This window comes from Streptomyces phytophilus (assembly GCF_013870535.1).
Classification (GTDB): domain Bacteria; phylum Actinomycetota; class Actinomycetes; order Streptomycetales; family Streptomycetaceae; genus Streptomyces; species Streptomyces phytophilus.
Genome location: NZ_JACBXC010000031.1, coordinates 1 through 18,205 on the forward strand (window position 1 = coordinate 1; position 18,205 = coordinate 18,205).

Consider the following 18,205-nt stretch of genomic DNA (forward strand, 5'->3'; position numbering starts at 1 on the left):
GACCGTCGACCCGCCCGGCACGTCGCCGGCCTCCAGGTCGATCCTGCCCTGCCGGACCAGCCGCCCGCGCGCGTCCCTGACCTCCGCCTCCGCCGTGCCCTCACCACCGGTGAGCCGCACCTCCGGATCGGCGTCCCCGTTGGCGACCAGCAACTCGCGCCACCGCGCGCCGTCCACCGCGACCGGCAGCGGCGCGTACCGCGCGACCACCACCGTCCCGCCGGCGTCCGCTGTGATCATCGGGTAGCCGAGGTCGGGCCGGGACGGGCGCAGCGCGCCCAGTTGGAGGGCGTCGGCGCGGTCGCGGAAGACCCCGAGCCAGAACGCCAGCGCCTCGCGCTGCCCCGGCGTCTGCGCCGCCAGGTCCACCGATATCTGCGGAACCGCGAACAGCACGTCGATGAGCTGGCACGCGACCCGCTCGGGCGGCTCGGCCGGGTGCCACATCAGCATGTCCGAGTGGACCGCCACCGGCCCGGCGACCAGCCGCACGTCGACCGTGCGCTGCCGGTTCTCGACGGTCGACAGCGGGCAGTCGGTCGCGCGCACCATGCTTGCGTACGGCCACAGCCCCGGGCTGACGTACGGCTGGCGGTGCTCGACCATCGCCTCCGGGTCCGCGGCCGTGATCCGCTCGTGGATCCGGCCGAGCAGCCGCTCCACGCCCTCGGAGACCGTCGCGCAGTCGGCCTCCGGGCCGGGCGCAGGCGGGTCGGGGACCACGAACCAGTCCACGAAGTCGATCTTCAGCCCGTCCATGCCCCACTCCTCGACGGCGCGCGCCAGGCGGTCGGCGAGATGCTCCCGTACGACGGGATAGCGCGGGTCGACGACGATGGCGTGCAGGTGGTCGACGCGGGTCAGCGCGTAGTCCTGGAACTTCTCCCACACCGAGCTCTCCCGGCCGACGAACGGCAGTGCGAACCACAGGAGATACGCCACGCCCAGCTCGTTGACCCGCCGCACGTGCGCGGCCGTGTCCGGCAGGGAGACCGGCTCCCAGTCGCCGCAGTGGCCGTAGCCGCGGGTGCGGTCCGCGGTCATCCAGCCGTCGTCCACGATGATCGTGTCGAGGCCGAGCTCCTTGCCGAGCGCGGCCTGCGCCTCGACGGCCGCGGGGCTGACGTCCTGGTGCATCGCGTACCAGGTCGAGTACGCGGGGCGGCGCGCCGCGGCCGGGACGCTCACCGTACGGTCGCCGAGCCACCACTGCGCGACGCCGGCGAGGCAGCTCGCGAAGTGCCGGCCGGAGGTGTCGATCCGTACGGTCAGCCGCCCCGCCGCCTGCATCCAGCAGCGGAACTCCCCGCTCTCCTCGACGACCCCCGCCCCGGCCAGCACCTCCGTGCGGTCCGCGGCGAACACGCACAGCCCCGCGTCGCCCGTGCCGATCAGGGCGGCGACGGGCGCGCCGCGCGACAGGGACACCTGCCGGGGCGCCGCCCAGGCGGTGGGCAGCCACGTGTGGCCGCGGGTGTCGGGGGTCCAGAACGCGGTCGCGTCGACGCACGGCACCCGCCACTCGACGCGTACGCCACCGGGGCCCGAGACCGTGATCTCGACGACGCCGTCCGCCGCGCCGCTGCGCGTCACCTCGCCGGTGACCAGCAGGTCCAGCCCGCCGGCCGACAGCTTCCGCGGCCTGCCGGAGGCGGCCGCCGGGGCGTGCGGTTCCCAGATCTCTTCCATGCCTTCTTCCCCTAACCCTTCGTCGCCCCGGCCAGCAGGCCGGAGATGAACTGCCGTTGGAGGACCAGGAACAGCACCATCATCGGCAGGGCGGACACGGCCGTGCCGGCGAGGATGGCTCCGTAGTCGGTGCTGGTCTTCATGCCGTGCAGCGTCGCCAGCGCCACCGGCAGGGTCTGCATGTCGGGGTTGCGCAGCGCGATCAGCGGCCACACGAACTGGTTCCACGAGCCGAGGAAGAGGAAGACGGACAGGGCCGCGAGCACCGGCCGCATCACGGGGATGACGACGCTCCACAGCACCCGCAGCTCGCCGGCGCCGTCCACGCGGGCGGCGTCGAGGAGTTCGTCCGGCAGCCCGCTGAGGGCCTGGCGCATCAGGAAGATCGCGAACGGCACGCAGAGGCCGGGCAGCACGATCGCCTGGTAGCTGTCCAGCAGCCGGAAGTCCATCATCATCTGGAACAGCGGCACCAGCATCACCTGGTCGGGCACGACCAGCGTGGACAGCAGCAGGGCGAAGAGGACCGTACGCCCGCGGAAGCGGAACTTGGCGAACGCGTACCCCGCGAGCAGCGCGATGACCAGCGCCCCGAGCGTCTGCAGCCCGGCGATGGCCAGCGAGTTGCCGAGCACGCGGACCAGGCCCACCTTGTCCTGGAGGGTGGACAGGTTCTCGCCGAGGTGGCCGCCGGGCACAAGCTTGGGCGGCCAGGCGAAGATGTCCGAGTTCTCCTGGGTGGCCGAGACGATCAGCCAGTAGAAGGGGGCCACCGACAGGCCGGTGAGCGCGGCCAGCAGCAGCGTCAGCGGCAGGCCGCGCAGCCGCAGCACCCTGGTCATTCGCGTTCTCCCATCAGCTTCATCTGGACGGCGCCGAAGACGACGACGATCAGCGTGAGCGCGTACGCGATCGCCGACGCGTAGCCGAAGTCGAAGTAGTGGAACCCGTTCTCGTACAGGTACATCGAGACGGTGAGGGTGGCGTTGTCCGGTCCGCCGCGCGTGAGGACGTACGGCTCGTCGAAGAGCTGGAGCGTCCCGATGGTGGACAGCACCACGGTGAACAGCAGGATCGGGCGCAGCGCCGGGACCGTGACGGACCAGAACCGGCGCACGGGGCCGGCGCCGTCGACCATGGCGGCCTCGTACAGCTCCTTGGGGATGCCCTGGAGGCCCGCGAGGTAGATCACGGCGTTGTAGCCGGTGTAGTGCCAGGTCATGACGAGGACGACGGCCATCCGGGCCCAGAAGGGGCTGCCCAGCCAGTCGATCTTCGGCAGGCCCACGCCGCCGAGCACCCAGTTGAGGGCGCCCTGCTCGCGGTTGAGGAGGTACGCGAACATCACGCCGGTGGCGACCAGCCCGGTGACCGCCGGCATGAACACCCCGAGACGCCACACGGCGCGCCAGCGCACGAAGGCCGAGTTGAGGCCGAGGGCGAGGAGCAGGGCCAGGCCGAGCATGACCGGCACCTGCACGGCCAGGATCAGCCCGGTGTTCTTCAGCGCCGTCCAGAACAGCGGGTCGTCGAGGAGGCGGCGGTAGTTGTCGAACCCGGCGTTGCGGGTGTCCGCGCCGGAGCCGGTGGTGAACGACAGCCGCAGCGAGGCGAGGATGGGGTACGCCTTGAACACGGCGAAGGTGATCAGCGCGGGGGCCAGCAGGAGGTACGGCATGGCGCGCCGCATGGTGAGGCGCCGCGGTTTCGCCGGGGACCGCCGGACCAGGGCGGCGGTACTCATGCGAGGGAGCGCCGGGTCTGCTGGGCGAGCTGCTCGGCGGCGTCCTGGAGCACGGCCTCCGGATCGCCGCCCTTGACGAGCACCTTGACCTGCGCGTCGCTGGCGAGCTTGAGGGCGCGGGCGAAGTCGCCGGAGTAGTACGTGGCGTCGGCGCCGTCGTCGAGGAGCCCGGTGAACGTCCGCAGCACGGCCTGGCCGCCGTAGTACGGGCGCTCCTCGGCGTACATCGGGTCGTCGTAGGCGGCGGAGAGCGCGGGGAAGACGCCGCCGGAGTCGAACATGTCGTTCATCGAACGGGGCCTGGTGAGCGCGTACTCGACGAACTTCCAGGCCGCCTTCTGGCGCGGGCTGGAGCCGGCGACGGTGAGGTAGGTGGAGTTGACGATCGCGGACCGCTTGCCGCCGTCGGTGACGGCCGGGGGCCGGGTGAGCCGCCACTTGCCGGACTGGTCGGGGAACTGGTCCTCCATGTAGTGCGCGGCCCACGCGGCGAGCGGGGCGACGGCGACCTTGTTCGCCGAGACGAGCTTCGACCAGCCCTGCTCGCCGGAGGAGTCGCCGATCAGGCCGGCGTCGTCGAGGCGCTTGATGATGGTGAGGGCCCGTACCGCCTCGTCGGAGCCGAGGGTGATGTTGCCGTCGAGGTCGAAGTAGAAGGCGCCCTGGAGCTGCATGAGCGCCTGGAGGAAGTCGCAGTCGGGGCCGGGGGAGGCGGGCTTGTTGAGCCCGATGAGGTACGCGCCGGGGTTGGCCGCCTTGAAGTCCTCGGCGGCGTCGACGACGTCGTCCCAGGTCGCGAAGGCCGTCGGGTCGAGCCCTGCCTTGTCGAACATGTCCTTGCGGTAGAAGAAGCCGAGCGGGTTCACCTCCCACGGCAGCGCGCGGGCCTTGCCGTCCTCGTCCAGCACGGTGGGCCACAGGCCCTTGGCGAACCGGTCCTTGTGCGTGCCGGCGCCGAGGGCGGACAGGTCGGCGAGGCCGCCGGGGAACTTCTCCACGTAGCCGGGGAAGTAGTCGCAGCCGATGTGCAGCACGTCCGCGAGCCCCTGGCCGCCGGAGGCCATGCCGACGGTGATCTTGTCCCAGATCGCGGGGTTGCCGACGTCCCGTACGTCGACGGTGATGCCGGGGTTGTCCTTCTCGAAGGCCGGGACGACGCCGCGGAGCGCCTCGGCGGCGGTCGTCCAGGACCAGACGGTGACCTTGCCGGTGTCGGCGTCACCGCCCGCGGCGGAGGGGGACCCGGAACCGGTACACGCGCCGAGCGCGGACCCGGAGGCGAGGGTGAGGAGGCCGGCACCGGAAACGCGGAACAGATGGCGACGCGATATGTCTGGCATGTCTGACTCCTTGGCGCACAGATGAGGCGAGGGTCGGGTCAACCCCGCCGCGAGCCCGCCGCCCGGAGGGCGGAGGCGAGCAGGGCGGAGGTGTCGGGGTGGGTGGTGGCGTGGGGGGAGAGCCGGATCCAGTCGCCGCGCAGGGTGGTGACGAGGCCGGAGTCGAGGAGGGCACGGTGGAGGAGGCCGGGGTCGGCGCCGGGGAGGCGAAGCCGCCCGATGGCGGCGCCGGGGCTGTTGCGGGGGCTGCCGCTGGGGGGATGGCTGCCGCTACGGGAGTGGCGGCCACCACGGGATCGGCCGCCGGTCGCCACCTCGGCGCCCGCCGCGCGGGCGGCGTCGAGGAGCAGGCCGAGCGCCTCGGTGGCGAGCCCGGCGATCTGCTTGACACCGACGGCACGTACGAGATCGAGCCCGGTGCGCAGGGCGGCGACGGCAGGGCCGTCGGGATTGGTGAACTTGTGCGCCGCGGCGCCGGGCAGGGCGGGATGAGGATGGGCGGACGACCCGAGGGGATCCTGCACCCCGGACCACCCGCCGAGCCCGGGCCGGAGCAGATCGGCCACCCGGTCCCGTACGAGCAGCAGGGCGGCCCCCCACCCGGAACGCAACCACTTCTGCCCCCCGGAGGCGAGGACGTCGGCGGCGTCGACGGCGAACTCGACGACACCGAGGGCCTGCACGGCGTCGACGACGAGGACCCGGCGGGGACCGATGAGGTCCTTGATCTCGGCGAGGGGAGCGCGGAACCCGGTGGCGGCGTCGACGGCGCAGACGGAGACGGCGAGGAGCCGGCCGTCGAGATGCGGCCGGACGGTGTCGGCGGTCAACGGCCCGTCGACCATGCGCACGCGGACCCCGGCGTGCCGCTCGGCGACGCGGAGCCACGGATAGACGGCGGCGGGAAAGTCCCCCCGGGAAACGAGCACGTCACCGGGCCCGCGAAGGGCGTGGGCGGCGGCGAACATCCCGTGGGAGGTGGAACTGAGCAGGGCGACCTCGTGCGGGGAGGCCCCGAGCAACTCGGCGGCGGCCTGAGCGGCGGCGGCCTCCTCGGCGTGGAACTCGGCGAGGGCTTCGTAGGGGCGCAGCATGGAGGAGTGGGCGGCACGGGCGAGGACGTCACGGACGTCGGCGGACACGGGCCCGAAGCGGGCGAAGTCGAGGTAGCCGGGGGGCTCGTGGAAGCACCGCAGGTAGCCTTTGATTTGATCGTTCATATTATGCAAGCGACCGTTTCATGTGATGGAACCCCCAAGATTTGATCGTTCAAACTAGCAGCGACCGCAGACCCGGACAAGGGATGGGAGGGGAACGGAAGGCCAGGGGAGGGCGGAGCCGGGATACGACTGGCTCTAGGGGGGAGCGCTGACTGCTGAGGGTCCCGCTCCGGACCACCTCCGCCGGCGCGGAGACCGCTCTTCCTGACCTGCGGCGTTCTAGGGGGTTCGCAATTCCGTGACTCTGGCCATCGCAGTCACCACCGCATGACGTCACCCAGCCGTACGCCGAAGTCCGCAAATCCCAACTGGCGTCGTTGGGCTGGCAGCCCCGATCGCGAGCAACTCGGCCGACGGGGCCGCAACTAGGCGCGTGGCAGCCCCGAATGGCGGGTGCCTCCCGGCGTCAGGGGCGACCTGGATGGCAGTCGGTGAGGGCGGGTGCACGCGGGTGGGCAAACCTCTGCTCGCGTGGGTGATTTAGCCCTGTTTGGAAGGTAGGTGGGTGCGTATTTGTCGCGGTGGCACCCATTCCGACGAGCGTGGACGCGGCTGGTGTGGCTACGGCTGGATGCGTGTGCGGGCGGGCGCCAGTCGGCCCTTGGGGCCCGAAACGGGCTGGATCCAGGGTGTTGCCGCGAGTTGCGACCGGCTCTCTGCGCCCGGGAACGCCGGGTGGTGCACGCCGTGAGGGTGGAACGCGCCCTGGCCCCGGCCCGCCGCGCCGCTCCCAGGCGTGTGCTCGTCCAGCTCACGTACGGACCCCACGTCAACCCCTCGGATCGGCCATCGTCCGTACGGGCTTGGGTGAGCCCTCGCTGTAAACGCCCTACCGTGCCGGCTTCGCCATCCCTGCAGTGTCAAGTGGAGAACTCCACTGCTGCCCTACCGATCGGCACCTGTCCGCGCGGGTGCACGATATGCTGCACGGCCGCTAGGCGAACGGTGGTGAACTTCCCCGTCCAGACGCCCCATCCTTCCTGACGCATCGGCGAACTTTACTATCTGGATCCACTTCTATCTATTCACTATCGCAATTTCCTTTGCTCCCTGGTGAACTATATAGAGTCTTGATTGATGCCTTAGAATTCCTGTTAAATTAATGCACCGTATGGTCTCGATGACTCCTCGATTTATGCCCACTTTTATCTACCACAGAGGGCGCGAAGAGACCTTACGCATTAATGTCCGCGGCTTCGCCGTCTTCCTCTCCATCCGTGCGAGAATCCGCCGATTTCTGTGCCGCGCAGCCCCGCCCGTCAACCTGAGCGCACGTGAACCGTGCCACCGAGCTCGAAGGTGCTCGCGTCAGCACCAGGGCCGCCATCGTGCGGCCGGTGCGCCCGGGCGACCCGCTCGTCGCGGCTCCTCTCCGACCGCTGTGTGCCGCCGTCACACGCGTCGGGCCGGTCCCCGGTGCCTGTTGCGATTGAGCGCACATTCCGTGATTCCGCACAGGCCGCGCGCATCTTCTGGTAAGACTCCCTCAGGCGGTTGCGCACAGCCCTCTCGAATCTGGATTCCGGGAGTTGGAGCTCCATCTCCCCTGGGCGGTGGGCGGTCGTTCTCTCGGTATTGGTCTGGACCATCCTGTGCCCCTGAGTTGGCGGCTGCCGAGATGCGCAGCCGCATATGTCTGCGGCAAGATCGACCGTCTGCTGTTGAGGCAGCTCTTCGGTAGCGGGCGGGGCCCGGGCGGTTCTGCTGGGGGACGAGTGGCCTCGGAGGCTCAGGAGTGCTAAGTTTTTGCCGACGCGAAGGCCCGAGTCGATTTGAGCGTCGTCAGCTATCCAGTGAAGAGGCCACGATGGAAATGCTCCTTACTGTCCAGAATTTTATATCCGATGCCTCGGGGTCGGATGTGATGCGCCCTTTCATGTATATGCTGTCCTATCCATTTAGGTAACCGATTTTCCATATCCCACCCCGCCTGGGCCGATCCTGATGGGATCGGCCCGCTCGCGTTCAAGGCGGCCGACAATCCACTGGCTGGGCCCGGACCTCTGTGCGACAGTCGCATGGGAGTCGTATCGCAGCAGCGAGCCGGAGTACACACGGCACGAGATCGCCGGGACACTGGGGTGGAATTCAGACTGCTGGGCCCGCTTGAGCTATGGTCCGACGGTCGGCGTTGGCCAGTAGGCACGCCGCAGGAACGTGCTGTGCTGGCCAGCCTTCTCTGGGTCGCAGGCGGGCCGGTGTCCGTCGATGTGCTGATGCGCAGGCTGTGGGGGAGCGAGCCACCGCCGTCCGCTGCCGAGGTGCTGCAGGCCAACGTCTCCCGATTACGCAACCGGCTGCGGGCCGCCGCCGGTGACCGGCTGACGATCGAATTCGCGGGGCGCGCCTACCGCCTTTGGGTCGACCCGGATCGCATTGACCTGCACCGTGCGCGCAGGCTCTACCGGCAGGGCAAGGCGGTGGCCGAGAGCGGCAGTCCCGCGCACGCGGTCGCGTTGCTGACCGAGGCCGAGTCCCTGTGGCGCGGGGAGCCGCTCGGCGAGTTACGCGGCCACTGGGTCACCAGCCTTCGCGATCGCGTCGACGAGGAACGGCGCCGGATCCAGGAAGCCCGCGTCGACCTGGAACTCGGCCTGGGGCGGCACGCCGATCTCGTCGCTGAGCTTCGCGAGTTGACCGAACGGCACCCCACCACCGAGCCCATCGCCGCGCAGCTCATGGTGGCCCTGTACCGCAGCGGTCGGCACGGAGAGTCCCTGGACGTCTTCCAGCGGATCAGGCGAGAACTGCGCGACACCCTGGGGCTGTCCCCGGGGGACCAGCTGAGCGACCTTCAGCGACGCATCCTGAGCCGGGACGCCGCCCTCCTCGAACCGGAGTTCTCCGGAAGCGTCGCCCACGAACCCGATGTGTCGGACACCATGCTGCGCGACACCCCGGACTTCGTGGGGCGCGATCTCGAACTCCACATCATCCTCGACGGTATCCGGCGGCGCACGACCGCCTTGCCTCTCTTCGTGGTTCACGGCATGCCGGGCGTCGGGAAGACGACTCTCGCAGTGCACACGGCGCATCTGCTGCGTGAGCAGTTCCCTGACGGTACGCAGTACATCGACCTGCGTACGCACAGCCGGCACGGTCAACTGCCCCGCGACCCCTCCGAGGTGCTCGCCGCGCTGTTACGGGCCGTCGGAGCCGGCGAGAACCTGCCCCCGACTCTCGACGAGCGGGCTTCCCTGTGGCGGGAGCGGCTGGCACACCGCAGGATGCTGCTGGTGCTCGATGACGCCCGGGATGCGGCACAGGTGCGGCCGCTCATGCCGGGGACGCCCAACTGCTGTGTGATCGTCACCAGCCAGCACCGCATGGCAGAGCTGGAAGGGGCTCGGTCCATCACCCTCGATGTGCCACCGGTGGGGGAGGCGGCGGGGCTCTTCACCCGCATCGTCGGTGCGACGCGGAGCTGGGACACCGCCGCGGTGCTGGAGGTGGTAGGTCTTTGCGGTTACCACCCGCTCGCGGTCCAGCTCACTGCCAACCGCTTCCGGCACCGGGAGGCGTGGAGTGTACGGGACCTGGCGGACAGTCTGGCGGCGGCTGACGAGCCGTTGGACGAGATCGACGCCCCCGCGGGCATCGCGGCCGTGTTCTCCCTTTCGTACGCGGAGTTGAGCGACGGCTGCCAACGTCTCTTCCGTCGTCTCTCCCTGCACCCCGGGCCCGATCTGACCCTCGACGCGGCGGCCGCCCTCTCCGGGAGGGAGGCCGCTTCCGTCCGACGGGAACTGGACGAGCTCCTTGAATACCACCTCATCGAGGAACTGGTCCGTGATCGCTACGTGGTGCACAGCCTGGTGCGTGCCTTCGCCGGCCGGATGGGGCGCCTACAGGATTCCGAGGCCCTACGGCGGCGGGCCTTGTCCGGGCTCTTCGACTACTACCTCGCCGCCGCCGAGTCGGCTGTGCGGGTGACTCATCCGCTGCGCCGGAAGATCCCCCTGCCCGTCCGGTCGTCCGAGCCCTCGCCGTCGTTCTCCGACGGGGCGGCGGCGCAGGCGTGGTTGGACGTAGAGCGCGGCAATCTGGTGGCGGTGGCCCGGCACGCGGCCACTGAATCACCGCATCACGCGCGGAGCCTCCCCCTGGTCCTGGCGCCGGCGCTCAGAACCTGGGGTGTCTGGCAGACCGCAGCCGACCTGCACGCGGCGGCGCTCGCACTGTCCCGCGCGGCGGGCGATCTCCCAGCCGTGGCCCGGACGCTCGTGGAGCGCACCGAGGTCCTGTGGCGTCTCGGCCTGCGCGACGAGGCGCTGCGGTGCGCCGACGAGGCGATGGCCCTGTACGGAGAGTTGCTGGACAACTGGGGGCTGGCGGAGGCGCAGGCGCAACGAGCCCTGGTCGACCTGGTGTCCGGCGACTTCTCGCCGGCTATCCGGAAGTTCGAGCTGGCGCTCGCACTCCACCGGCAGGTCGGGAATGCCAGGGGAGAGGCCGAGGCCCTCAACCAGCAGGCGGTAGCCCTGTCCCACACGGGACAGCGCCGCGAGTCACTGATGCAGACCCGCACGGCGCTGCGGTTGTTCAGGGGTATCGGCGACCGGGTCGGGGAGTTGAAGGCGCTCAACAACATCGGGGAGACGGAGCGGCTCGGGGGCAACCCGGAGGAGGCGCGCACCTACTACGAGAAGGCCCTCGTGCTCCAGCGCCAGGTCGGTGGCCGTCAGGAGTTGGCCATCCTCTACAACAACCTGGGAAACATGTGCCGCACTGCACGAGACACCGCCGCCGCACTCGACTACTACCGCGAGGCGCTGAAGAACTACCGCGCCATCAACGATCTGCGTTGCGAGGCCGATTCCCTCATCAACATAGGGCTGACGTTCGATGAGACCATGCGGCACACCGAGGCGGACATCCACTTCACGATGGCGGAACAGATCGCCAAGCAGATCGGTGACGCGTACCAGTGGCAAAGATCGCTCGCGGGCAAGGCCGCCGCCCTGCACGGGTCGGGGCGCCGAGCGGCCTCCCGGGTGGCGTACGAGGAGGCGCTGCAGAAGGCCCGTTCGATCGGTGCATCCCACGAGGAGGCGCAGGCGGCGGAGGGTCTTGGCGCGCTACTGCTCGAACTTCACGAGGACGCCTCGGCTCGGCGGTACTGGGTGCACGCGTGCGAGGTATACGAACGACTGGGGCTCGAAGCGGAGTCGAACGCGCTGCGGCAGCGACTTGCCGTGCGTCTGGTCGGTGATGAGCAGCGGGCGACGCCGACATCACGGCGGGACACCCCTACCGAGCCTCCGTAGCGCATCGGTGGAAAGATGCGTTTCTTCGTTGAAAGGGAGTCATGTCATGTATGCAGGATATGCCTGTCATGTCGAACGTGGCCGCCACTCATTTGAGTGCTGGTACTTGCCAGAGGGATATGCAGTCGCGTTATGTGACTACCGGCGGAGTTGATCATGCTGACCCTGGGGGTACTCGTATGCCACCGTCCGACGGTCATGCGCCACGGGAGCGGAATGACACGCACAACGTTCTCTCCGGGACCGTCCACGGCCCCAGCGTTCAGGCGGCGACCATCCGCGGGGACATGTACTTCGGTGCCGTGCCCCGGCCGCACCCTCCGGCGCCAAGGCAACTCCCGCCACGCCCACGACACTTCACCAATCGCGAGGTAGGGCTGAACGTCCTCGACGACGCGCTCGCAAGGGCGCACAACGAGAACTCCTCCGCACTCGTCTCGATCAGCGGTCTGCCGGGGGTGGGGAAGACGTCTTTGGCCCTGTCGTGGTTACACAGCCGCAGCGAGGACTTCGGGGACGGCCAGTTCTACGCCGATCTGGAGGGCCATCGGACTGATCAGGCGACCAGCCCCGGCCACGTGCTGCCCCGCTTCCTCCAGGCGCTCGGGGTGTCTCCGGAGCAGGTCCCCGCGGACCTGGGCGGCCAGGTGGCCCACTTTCGTACGGTCACGGCGGGGAGACGTATCGCCGTCCTGTGCGACAACGCGTTGTCGGCCGCCCAGGTCCGGGCTCTGATGCCGGCGTCCGCAGGGAGCGTCTGCGTGGTAACCAGCCGGTGGTATCTGCGGTCACTGATGCTGGACGGGGCGGAGTTCGTTCAGCTCGATCCGCTGGATACGGACTCGGCCGTAGAACTGCTGGGCAACATGGCCGGGCATGATCGCGTCGCGCGGGATGCCGCTGCCGCCCGCGAGCTGGTCATCTCCTGTGGGCGTTTCCCGCTGGCGGTGGCCGTCAGCGCGGCGCTGCTCGTCGCCCGGCCCGGCTGGAGCGTTGCCACGGCGATGACGGGTCCCGCAGGCGGCTCGCATCTCGCAGAAACCGATGAGGAGGTATCCATGAAGACCAGGCTCGACCAGGTGTACACGGCTCTGCCCGACGACGCCGCGCGGATGTACCGCAGGATGGGCCTGCATCCCGGAAGCGAGTTCGACGTCGGTGTCGCCGAGGCGGTGGCTGCCGCATTTCCCGAGATCTCCGCACCGGACCAGTGTCTGGCGACGCTGGTGCAGGCCAACCTCCTTGGCACGAATCAACCAGGCCGATATCACTTCCACGACCTGATCCACGAGCACGCCCATTATCGAGGCGAAGCGGACGACGACGCCGAAGTGCGTGAGCGAACCGTACAGCGGATCATCGATCACTATCTCGCCACCGCGGACAGCGCAGATCATGTCGTGTATCCCCAGCGTCGGCGCCCGGCGCCCGAGTATCTGCTCCCGCCGCGGGAGAGCCGCACTTTCCCGGACTTCGCCACCGCATTCGGGTGGCTCGACGACGAACTCGGCAACCTCATGGCGGTACTGCGGCTCGCGTCGGAACGCGCATACCACTCAGCCACATGGCAGATCGTGGACGCCATGTGGGGTCTGTTCATCTATGCGCGGTACCACCGGGACTGGATCGCCAGCCACGAGATCGGCGCGGAAGCCGCCCACGCCTGCGGTCACCGCGTTGGCGAGGCAAGACTGCGTACCGGTCTCGGAGTGGCACTACGGGACGCCGGCCGGTACGAAGAGGCCCTCAGTGCCTTCGGCCAGGCCCTGGCGCTCCGCCGCGAGAACGGCGACCGCAGGGGTGAGGCCCTGGTCCTGCACAACGTGGGCCTCGTGCACCGGCAACGAGACGAACTGCACCGGGCAGGGGAGCTGTTCAGGACCGCACTCGCCATCCGGGAAGAGGAGGCAGACAGCCGCGGGGTCGCGCGGGAGTACTCCGCCATCGGCGAGGTGGAGAGCCTTCTCGGCCACGATGACGATGCCATCCGTCATCTCACCAAGGCGATGGACATGATTACGGGAACAGCGGACCTCAACTCCGAGATCCCTACCCGCCGCCGGCTCGGACAGGCATATTTGAGGGCCGGAGACCGCCCGGCGGCACGAGTTCAACTCGACGCCGCCCTGGGCAAGCTCCGGGACTCCGGCACAGTCTTCGACGAAGGCACCATCCGCGAGATCCTCGGTGCCATCGACGAGCAGGAGGAGGATCTGGCTTCGGCCCGGGAGCATTACACCCAGGCCGAAGCCGTCTACGCCAAGCTCGGCGCCATCCCACACGCGGAGCGCGCCGCCGGGCACCTGCACCGGTTGGAGCCCGGCGCCGGGCCGGACGAACCGGTGGACCCCACGCGTATGCCTCTCTAACGCCACGTACCGACGCGCGTGCGCAGCGGGTAGACACGGCGCAGGGCGGCCAGTTCCCTGTCGGTCAGGAAACCCGCGGCGGCCGAATCGGCCCCGATTTTCCAGCCGGCGAACACCACGGCGGACTCCAGTGCCTCCACTGGCTTGCCCGACGCGAGCCAGCCATGCAGAAAGGATGCGAACAACGCATCTCCGGCGCCGTCAGTGTCGCGGACCAGTCGAGGTGTGACCGCGCCGATCTCCACCAGCCGCCCGTCCTGGAGCCCCATGACGCACCCTTTCTCGCCGCACCCCACCGCGGCGATCCGGCAACCGGGATAGCGGTGGAAAACCTCCCCGATCCATTCGGCGGACGTGCCCGGCAGTTGCTCGTGGCTGCAGAAGAGTACGTCGGCCACCTCAAGCCACGGCCGGTGGCTTTCGTCGTCCAGATCAGCCGACACGTGCAGGTCCACGGCCACTGGCAGCCCCAGCAGTTCCTTCGCCGGCTGCAGGAAAGGCTCGCCGAACGGCCTGCTGGTGATCACTGCCAGGTCCGCGTCCACAGCCTGCTCGATGAAGCGCTCCATCGGGTAGTCGCCCGAGCCGCCCACGGCCCACGCGTTGCGTGCCACGCGCCCGCTCGGATCAGTGAGGATCATGGTCTTGGCCGTCTCCGTGACGTCGACGACTCCCCGTCCCTTCAGCCCGCGCCGCTCCATGGCCTCGCGGATGACGGCTCCGGCTTCGTCGATTCCCACAAGTGTGCAGATCTGTGCCTCACTCCCCAGCGTCTGTAACGCGCTGGCGACGTTGTAGGCACCTCCCACGACAGCGCAGCGCATCCACGATGCGCTGCGGTATGCGCTGTATTGCAACGGAAATTCCTCGACGGGCGCAGTCATCGCCAGCCTCGTCATTCCCACGATGACAAACCGCGGCATAGTCGATCTTGTCTCCCCCAGATTGCGGCATCGGGCCGGGTGTTCGGCCCGCGCATCCGAGTCTGCGGGATGTGACCGGAGGCTTTACTTGCAGTCCGCATGCAGAATTGCTGCAGGTGGTGATCGGGAAACGCTTGTATCAAGGTTACTGGTGCTTTGGTTCCGCCGCTGCCTTTTGGATCGCCTCGATCAGCGCCGCCGTCGCCGGTGGGTCCGGTGGGTCCCCGTACGTTGCCGTGTAGATGCGGCGGCCCGCGTCCGGGATCTCCGTGGTGTGGATCTCCGGGTTGCGGTGGGCGCGCAGGGCCAGGCCCGGGAGGGTCGTGACGCCGATGCCTGCCGCTACGAGGGCCTGGACGACGACCATGTCGTCGCAGACCGAGTCGATCCGCGGCGTGAAGCCGTGGCGGGTGCAGACCGCGGTCAGTTCGTGCCGGCAGCGTTCGCAGCCGCCGATCCACGGCGAGTGGCGGTGGTTGGCCACGGTGTCGTCCGGGTGACGGCTGACCAGGTGGATCGGGTCGTCCGTCACGTGGGTCAGGCGGAAGCCGGCGTCCTCCAGCGGGGCGTGTGCGTAGCGGAAGACCAGGGCCACGTCCGCGTCCCCCCGGCGCAGCATCTGCAGCGCCTCCACCGGGTGCTTGTCGGCGATGCTCAGCGCCAGGCCCGGGTGTCCTTCGGCCAGGGTTCTTGCCGCCTTCGGGACGATCGTGCTCAGTGCGGAGGCGTTGGCGGCCAGGCGGACGCGGCCGGAGCGCAGGCCGACGTGGGCGGCGAGTTCGCTGGTCGCCGCGTCGACGCGGCCGACGATCTCCGTGGCGCGGCGGGCCAGGAGTTCGCCTTCGGGCGTGAGGCGGATGCCGCGGCGTACGCGCTGGACGAGCTTGGCGCCCGTGGCCGCTTCCAGCCGCGACAGGTGGTGGCTCACCGACGGCTGCGAGTAGTGGAGTTCCCGCGCGGCTTCGGTCACGGAGCCGTGGCGCGCCACCGCCGCGAGCACCTTCAGGTGGACGAGGTTCAGCACACATCAAGGATATTGATGCGATCGTCGGTGTTTTGGCATTGGACGTCATGACTACCGTCCGGCCATGCTCTCCCTGCGTCAGTCGACTCTCCGAGGAGCAGCATGAGCAAGGTCAGGTGCCACATCGCGATCTCCCTCGACGGCTACGTCGCCGGACCCCGGCAGAGCGAGGAGGAGCCGCTCGGTGAAGGGGGTGAACACCTCCACGACTGGGCGATTCCGCTCGCCGCCTGGCGCGAGTTGCACGACATGGAGGGCGGTGCCGTCAGCGCCAGTACCGCCGTGTTCGAGGAGACGATCGACAACATCGGCGCCGCCGTCATGGGCCGCGGCATGTTCGGCCCCGTCGGCCGCGGTCCCTGGGCCGACGACGAGCCGTGGAACGGCTGGTGGGGCGAGAACCCGCCGTACCACTGCCCGGTCTTCATCGTCACCCACCACCCGCGTGCGACCGTCGAGATGGAAGGCGGCACCGCCTTCCACTTCGTCACCGACGGCATCGAGTCCGCGCTCGCGCAGGCGAAGGAGGCCGCGGGCGACAAGGACGTGATGGTCTGGGGCGGCGGCCAGACCGTGCGGCAGTATCTGGCCGCCGGCCTCCTCGACGTGCTCGAACTCCACGTCGTCCCCATCCTCCTCGGCGGCGGCTCCCGCCTCCTCGACGACCTCGGGGGTACGGGCGTACGGCTGGAGCAGGTCCGGGCCGTCGAGGGGGACGGGGTCGCCCATCTCAAGTACCTGGTCCGGCCCTCCGGGGGTTGAGGGTTTTCGGGACCCGGTTTCCGCACAGCACCATCGCCCCCGCCGTCGCCACCAGCAGCGGTACCGCCGCCGTCCTCGGGGCGTACGCCAGCAGCAGCCCGCCGATCAGGCCCCCCGTCAGCAGCGCCGCCAGGATCGCCGTGCGCAGGCCGGCGTGCTTGCGGTCGCCCTGGGCCAGGCCGGAGATCAGCGACGTCAGCGTGCCGGTGACGAACGTCGTCGTGATGCCCGCCCGGTCCAGGCCCTTCGCCGCCGCCGTCTGTACGCCCATCGCCGTCGCCGACGCGGTGATCAGGCCGGCGCCGGCGGCGGTGCCGGGGGTGGCGTCCGTCGCCGTCCAGCCGGCGAGGAAGAGGACGTGCAGGGCGAGGGCGGCGCCGAGTACCCGGCGGGAGCCGGCGGGGCGGGTGCGCAGGAGGCGGAAGCCCGCGAGCATGCCGAGGGCGAAGCCCGCGAACGAGGCGGTGCAGCGCAGTACGTCGCCCCGCAGCACCTCCTGCCACGACTCGTCCGATGTGGCCGCCATGCCGACGAGCACCAGGTTGCCCGTCATGTTCGCCGTGAACACCCCGCCCAGGCCCAGGAACGAGAGGGCGTCGGTGATCCCCGCCGTGATGGTGAGGAGGATCAGGGCCGTGTCGGTGCGGTACCTCGACCGGCCCTGCCGGGCGCGTGCCGCCGGGCGGGGTTGCGTCGCAGTCGTCGTCACGCGGCCCCCGTCGCCACCTTCCGCTCGAACGCCGCCAGCGCCGCGGCGCCGACCGCCTTGTCCTGGTCGCCGTTGCCGCCGCTCACGCCCACGGCGCCGACGACCTCGCCCTCGTAGACGATCGGGAAGCCGCCGACGAACGCCGCGAAGCGGCCCGGGTGCATGTGCTGGATGCCGAACGCCTCGTTCCCGGGCAGCGCCGGGCCCTTCGGCTCCTCGTTGAACAGGTGGGTGGCGCGCTGGTGGCCGGCCGCCGTGAACGCCTTCGCGATGGCGATCTCCACGCCCGTCAGCCGCGCGCCCGTCATGCGGTGCAGGGCGATGGGGTGGGCGCCGTCGTCGGCGATGCAGATGGTCTGCCTCACGCCGATCCTGGCCGCCTCGGCCTCGGCGGCTGCCAGCATGACCAGGGCGTCTTCGAGGGTGAGTCGGTGGATCCTGTGCATCGGGGTTCCTCTCCTTCCGTACGCCGGCCCGCCGGCCGGCCGGTCAGTACGCGCAGTAGACGGTCTTCGTGTCCGTCACGAACTCCAGCGCCGTCCGCCCCCCTTCGGGGAACGCCCCGGAACTGGACGCGCCCCAGCCGCCGAACGGCGGCGCGACGCCGTTGCCCGTCGTACGTTCGTTGACCTTGACGACCCCGCAGCGCGCCGCCCGCAGGAAGCGGCCGGCGGTGCCGAGGTCGCGGGTGTGGATCGCGGTGACCAGGCGGTGCGGGTCCGCGTTGATCTCGGCGAGTGCCTGCTCCGGGCCCTCCACCGGCACCACCGACAGCAGCGGCCCGAAGAGTTCGCCGGTGTTCACCGGATGGTCCGCCGGTACGTCGGTCAGCACCGCCGGCAGCACCCAGTGCCCCGCCGGGTCCGCCCCCGGCGCCAGCGATCCGCGTGCCGCGACGGCGGCGCCCGCGGCGACGGCCGAGTCGAGCAGCCCGGTGAGGCGGGTGCGCTGGGCGGCGGTGGCGGCGGGGCCGATGTCGGCGCCCGGGTCGTCGCCGCGTCCGGCGGTCAGCTTCGCGGCCCGTTCCGCCAGCAGCGCGGTGAACTCCGCCGCCACCGGCCGCTCCACCAGTACCCGGTCCGTCGCGGTGCACACCTGTCCGGTGAGCCCGAAGGCCCCGGCGGCGACCTCCGCCGCCGCGCGCGGCAGGTCGGCGTC

13 protein-coding genes are annotated in these 18,205 nt (G+C 70.0%); 3 read left to right on the top strand and 10 right to left on the bottom strand.

The genetic code is table 11. The features are described 5' to 3' along the window. From H5J30_RS04185 to H5J30_RS04205, 5 genes are all read right to left on the bottom strand, one after another. A partial coding sequence (locus H5J30_RS04185) for a glycoside hydrolase family 36 protein (RefSeq protein ID WP_181785785.1) occupies positions 1–1,689 on the bottom strand: 1,689 nt, incomplete at its 3' end. An 11-nt stretch (positions 1,690–1,700) separates the two neighbouring features. Beyond that, positions 1,701–2,531, bottom strand: a complete 831-nt coding sequence (locus H5J30_RS04190; protein WP_181785786.1) for a carbohydrate ABC transporter permease — start codon at positions 2,529–2,531, stop codon at positions 1,701–1,703. After that, complete coding sequence (locus H5J30_RS04195; RefSeq protein ID WP_181785787.1) at positions 2,528–3,433, bottom strand: carbohydrate ABC transporter permease; 906 nt, start codon at positions 3,431–3,433, stop codon at positions 2,528–2,530. Before H5J30_RS04195 ends, H5J30_RS04190 begins: the two co-directional genes overlap by 4 nt. Beyond that, positions 3,430–4,773, bottom strand: coding sequence for an ABC transporter substrate-binding protein (locus H5J30_RS04200; protein WP_181785788.1), 1,344 nt, complete (start codon positions 4,771–4,773; stop codon positions 3,430–3,432). The genes H5J30_RS04195 and H5J30_RS04200 overlap by 4 nt, the downstream gene beginning before the upstream one ends. 38 nt (positions 4,774–4,811) lie before the next feature. After that, a complete protein-coding gene (locus H5J30_RS04205) occupies positions 4,812–5,993 on the bottom strand; it encodes an aminotransferase class V-fold PLP-dependent enzyme (RefSeq protein ID WP_181785789.1) in 1,182 nt (393 codons plus the stop codon). 2,018 nt (positions 5,994–8,011) lie between these two features. Here H5J30_RS04205 and H5J30_RS04210 point away from each other — a divergent pair. Beyond that, a complete protein-coding gene (locus H5J30_RS04210; RefSeq protein ID WP_258563083.1) occupies positions 8,012–11,260 on the top strand; it encodes an AfsR/SARP family transcriptional regulator in 3,249 nt (1,082 codons plus the stop codon). 287 nt (positions 11,261–11,547) lie between these two features. Next, complete coding sequence (locus H5J30_RS04215) at positions 11,548–13,629, top strand: tetratricopeptide repeat protein (protein WP_181785791.1); 2,082 nt, start codon at positions 11,548–11,550, stop codon at positions 13,627–13,629. On the opposite strand, the gene H5J30_RS04220 is transcribed toward H5J30_RS04215, so the two are convergent. Then, positions 13,626–14,528 carry a carbohydrate kinase family protein gene (locus H5J30_RS04220; RefSeq protein WP_181785792.1) on the bottom strand — a complete coding sequence of 301 codons (903 nt, stop codon included), beginning with the start codon at positions 14,526–14,528 and terminating at the stop codon, positions 13,626–13,628. The two genes, H5J30_RS04215 and H5J30_RS04220, sit on opposite strands and share 4 nt — an antisense overlap. A gap of 169 nt (positions 14,529–14,697) precedes the next feature. Next, positions 14,698–15,576: a LysR family transcriptional regulator gene (locus H5J30_RS04225; protein ID WP_181785793.1), complete on the bottom strand. Its 879-nt coding sequence runs from the start codon at positions 15,574–15,576 to the stop codon at positions 14,698–14,700. 102 nt (positions 15,577–15,678) lie between these two features. Between H5J30_RS04225 and H5J30_RS04230 the strand changes: the two genes are divergently transcribed. Then, positions 15,679–16,338, top strand: a complete 660-nt coding sequence (locus H5J30_RS04230) for a dihydrofolate reductase family protein (protein WP_181785794.1) — start codon at positions 15,679–15,681, stop codon at positions 16,336–16,338. Here H5J30_RS04230 and H5J30_RS04235 read toward each other — a convergent pair. From H5J30_RS04235 to H5J30_RS04245, 3 genes are all read right to left on the bottom strand, one after another. Continuing rightward, positions 16,307–17,047: a DUF1275 family protein gene (locus H5J30_RS04235; protein ID WP_181785795.1), complete on the bottom strand. Its 741-nt coding sequence runs from the start codon at positions 17,045–17,047 to the stop codon at positions 16,307–16,309. The genes H5J30_RS04230 and H5J30_RS04235 overlap by 32 nt on opposite strands. Then, entirely contained in the window at positions 17,044–17,493 is a 450-nt protein-coding gene (locus H5J30_RS04240; RefSeq protein WP_181785796.1) for a GlcG/HbpS family heme-binding protein, read from the bottom strand. Before H5J30_RS04240 ends, H5J30_RS04235 begins: the two co-directional genes overlap by 4 nt. A 43-nt stretch (positions 17,494–17,536) precedes the next feature. Further along, positions 17,537–18,205: aldehyde dehydrogenase family protein (locus tag H5J30_RS04245; RefSeq protein WP_181785797.1), on the bottom strand; the 669-nt coding region annotated here is incomplete at its 5' end.